Source organism: Parahoeflea alexandrii (genome assembly GCF_027214025.1).
Taxonomy (GTDB): domain Bacteria; phylum Pseudomonadota; class Alphaproteobacteria; order Rhizobiales; family Rhizobiaceae; genus Hoeflea; species Hoeflea alexandrii_A.
Genome location: NZ_JAPWHB010000019.1, coordinates 1 through 2,709 on the forward strand (window position 1 = coordinate 1; position 2,709 = coordinate 2,709).

Sequence of the window (2,709 nt, forward strand, 5' to 3'; positions counted from 1 at the left end):
GTGGATTGGTTCAACAACCGCCGCCTTCTGGCACCCATCGCAAACATTCCGCCGGCCGAAGCCGAACAACGCTACTACGCCATGCTGGACGAAGCAGCCATGGCCGCATAACTTAAACCAAACGGTCTCCGGTAGATCCGGTGCGGTTCGCAGTAACGGTTTCAGAAAACGCGGTTCTTCCTCATATGTGGAACGGCCCGGTTGGCAAGGTATTCTTTGCGTAAATCTCCGTCGGACGGTGCAGTCATATGTCCGGCCTGTTGGCGCGGTCATATGACCGCTGGCCACGATGATATCCGCGATCCCGATTGCCTAATCACTTTGACGCGCTTGACGGCGCATTGAGGAAGCCGGTCTGATCGGTCTCGAGATTATCGTCCCTCCGGTTCATCACGTTATTTGGCACCTTGCCACTTCATCCCGGAGCTCAGGCTCCGGAATTCCTTGTGTTTCATGCCCTCCCCATGGTCGCCGGCGCTTGGTAGGTGCCGCCCTTGACAAGAAGCGCCCAAATCGTGCGCGCCATCTTGTTGGCCAGTGCTACAGCCGCGACCTTGTAGGGCCGCCGCGCGACTAAGGAGAGGACCCAGGCGGGCAGCTTCACACCACGACGAGCCAGCTTAAGAATCGATGTCGCGCCGACGATCAGCAGTGTTCGCAACTGCTTGTTGCCTCGCTTCGATATTCTGCCAAGCCGCTCCTTGCCGCCGCTAGAGTGGGCCCTCGGCGTAATCCCGATCCAGGCCGCCAGATCGCGGCCTGTCCGGAAGGCTGCGGGATCCTGGATTGTTGCCCGGACAGTCGCTGCTATGATCGGACCGACGCCTGGGATGCTTGTGAGCCGCCTAGCGGTTTCGTCAGCCTTCACTGCCGTCATGATCTTCGTGTCGAGCGCTTCTATACGAGCCGTCAGTTCCTCAATCTGATCGGCCATCTCCAGGAGTGCAAATCGAGCTGCTGATGGAAGGCGGGCATCATCGTCGTCGCGTAGAATAGCGACGAGTTTGGCGATACTGGCCATGCCGGTCGCGGCGATGATCCCGAGCTCGGACATGTGAGCCCGCATCGCGTTCGCCATCTGGGTCCGCTGGCGCACGAACAGCTCGCGGGTCTTCAAGACCATCCCGGCAGCCTGATCCTCCGGCGATTTGATCGGCACGAACCGCATGGTCGGGCGCGTCACCGCTTCGCAGATCGCCTCGGCGTCCGCCGCGTCGGTCTTGTTGCGCTTGACGTAGGCTTTCACATAGGCTGGCGGCATCATCCTCACCGTGTGCCCGAACTGGCCGATGACGTTCGCCCAATGATGCGCACTTGCACACGCCTCAAGTCCAACGAGGCACGGCTCAACGCCGCGGAAGAACTCCAACAGCTGCGACCGCCGCAAGGCTCGGCGGATGACGACGCGGCCGTCTTCGGCGACACCGTGAACCTGAAAGATCGACTTGGCCAGGTCCAGGCCGATCGTGGTAATCTTCTCCATGGAACGGTTCCTTTCTGTTTCGTGACGATGGACATCACCACAATAGGCACCTTCGATGCCGCTTCGAAGGGCCGTTCCACACCATCACTTTGTGTGGTTCATCCAGCATTAGCGACATAATTGCTATGAGGGGGCATGCAAAGAAAATCGAAATGGTCGCCCGGCCCGGGCGTTAAAGTAATGGGTCTCGCGCTCACAGATGACGACAGATGGGTTGTTTCAGCCGCCGGACCCGTGATCGGCATTTGCCCAAATTGTGGACAACGAAGCCGAAGTCGGCACGGCCGGTCCAACCGCAACCTTCAGGATCTGCCGGTCCAAGGCAAGCCAGTGACGGTAAAGCTCTTGCTAAACCGCTGGCGATGTACCCATCAGAAATGTGAGCGACAAACGTTCACCGACCGCCTGCCCACGGTCGCTTCCCAACACGCGCGCCGGACGACAAGGGTCGCGGAAATTGTTGGTCTGCTTGGTCACAATATGGGCGGTCGGCCTGGCGAGCGCTTGATGCAGCGGCTCGGCATGCCCGTCAGCGACGACACCATCCTGCGACAACTGAAGCGGGATGCGGCGGTTGCTCCCTGCGCATCCAAAATTCGGGTGGTTGGCATCGATGACTGGAGCTGGCGGCGGGCGACGAACTATGGAACCATCATGGTCGATCTCGAGCGCCGCTCGGTCGTCGACATACTGGATGATCGGAGCGTCGAGAGTGCGGCCAAATGGCTGCGAAGCCATCCTTCCGTCGAGATCGTCAGCCGGGACCGCTGCGGCCTGTATGCGCAGGCCATCCGTGAAGGCGCACCACAAGCCAGGCAGGTCGCCGATCGGTTTCATCTGATCCAGAACCTTCGTTCGGCCATCGAAGAACAGATGAGCCTTTCAGGACGTGCCAGCGGCAGGGCCATCCTCTCGGAGGACGCAATCGTCGACGCTGCGACACATCGCCGGCGTGCTCGGCTCGCTCACAGGCAATCTCGCCAGGAAATATTCGAGATGCTTCATGCTTTGCGGCAGCAAGGGCTCTCCTACAGCGAGATCGCCCGACGGACCGGCTATGAACGTCGCAGCGTAACGAAGTGGCTCAGCTTTGAGGCTCCGCCAGACAGGCAAAGAGCAGCACTGAATCCCACATCACCATGGTACTTCGAAGCCTTCCTGGCCCAGTGCTGGAAGGAGGGGAACCGCCGCGGGCGGCATCTGTTTCATGACGTAAAGCAGCGCGG

General features: G+C 60.1%; 2 protein-coding genes. One reads left to right on the forward strand and one right to left on the reverse strand.

The window, feature by feature from the left end:
* Nucleotides 1-451: 451 nt before the first annotated feature.
* On the reverse strand, nt 452-1,483 hold the full coding sequence (locus tag O4H62_RS26225; RefSeq protein ID WP_269391836.1) for an IS110 family transposase: 1,032 nt from the start codon (nt 1,481-1,483) through the stop codon (nt 452-454).
* Nucleotides 1,484-1,618: 135 nt separating this feature from the next.
* On the opposite strand from O4H62_RS26225, the gene O4H62_RS26230 reads away from it, so the two are divergent.
* Nucleotides 1,619-2,709: ISL3 family transposase (locus O4H62_RS26230; RefSeq protein WP_430538523.1), on the forward strand; the 1,091-nt coding region annotated here is incomplete at its 3' end.

Bases quoted from the DNA above. Each gene is read 5' to 3' on its own strand.
- O4H62_RS26225 (WP_269391836.1), bottom strand. From the start codon at position 1,483: ATGGAGAAGATTACCACGATCGGCCTGGACCTGGCCAAGTCGATCTTT.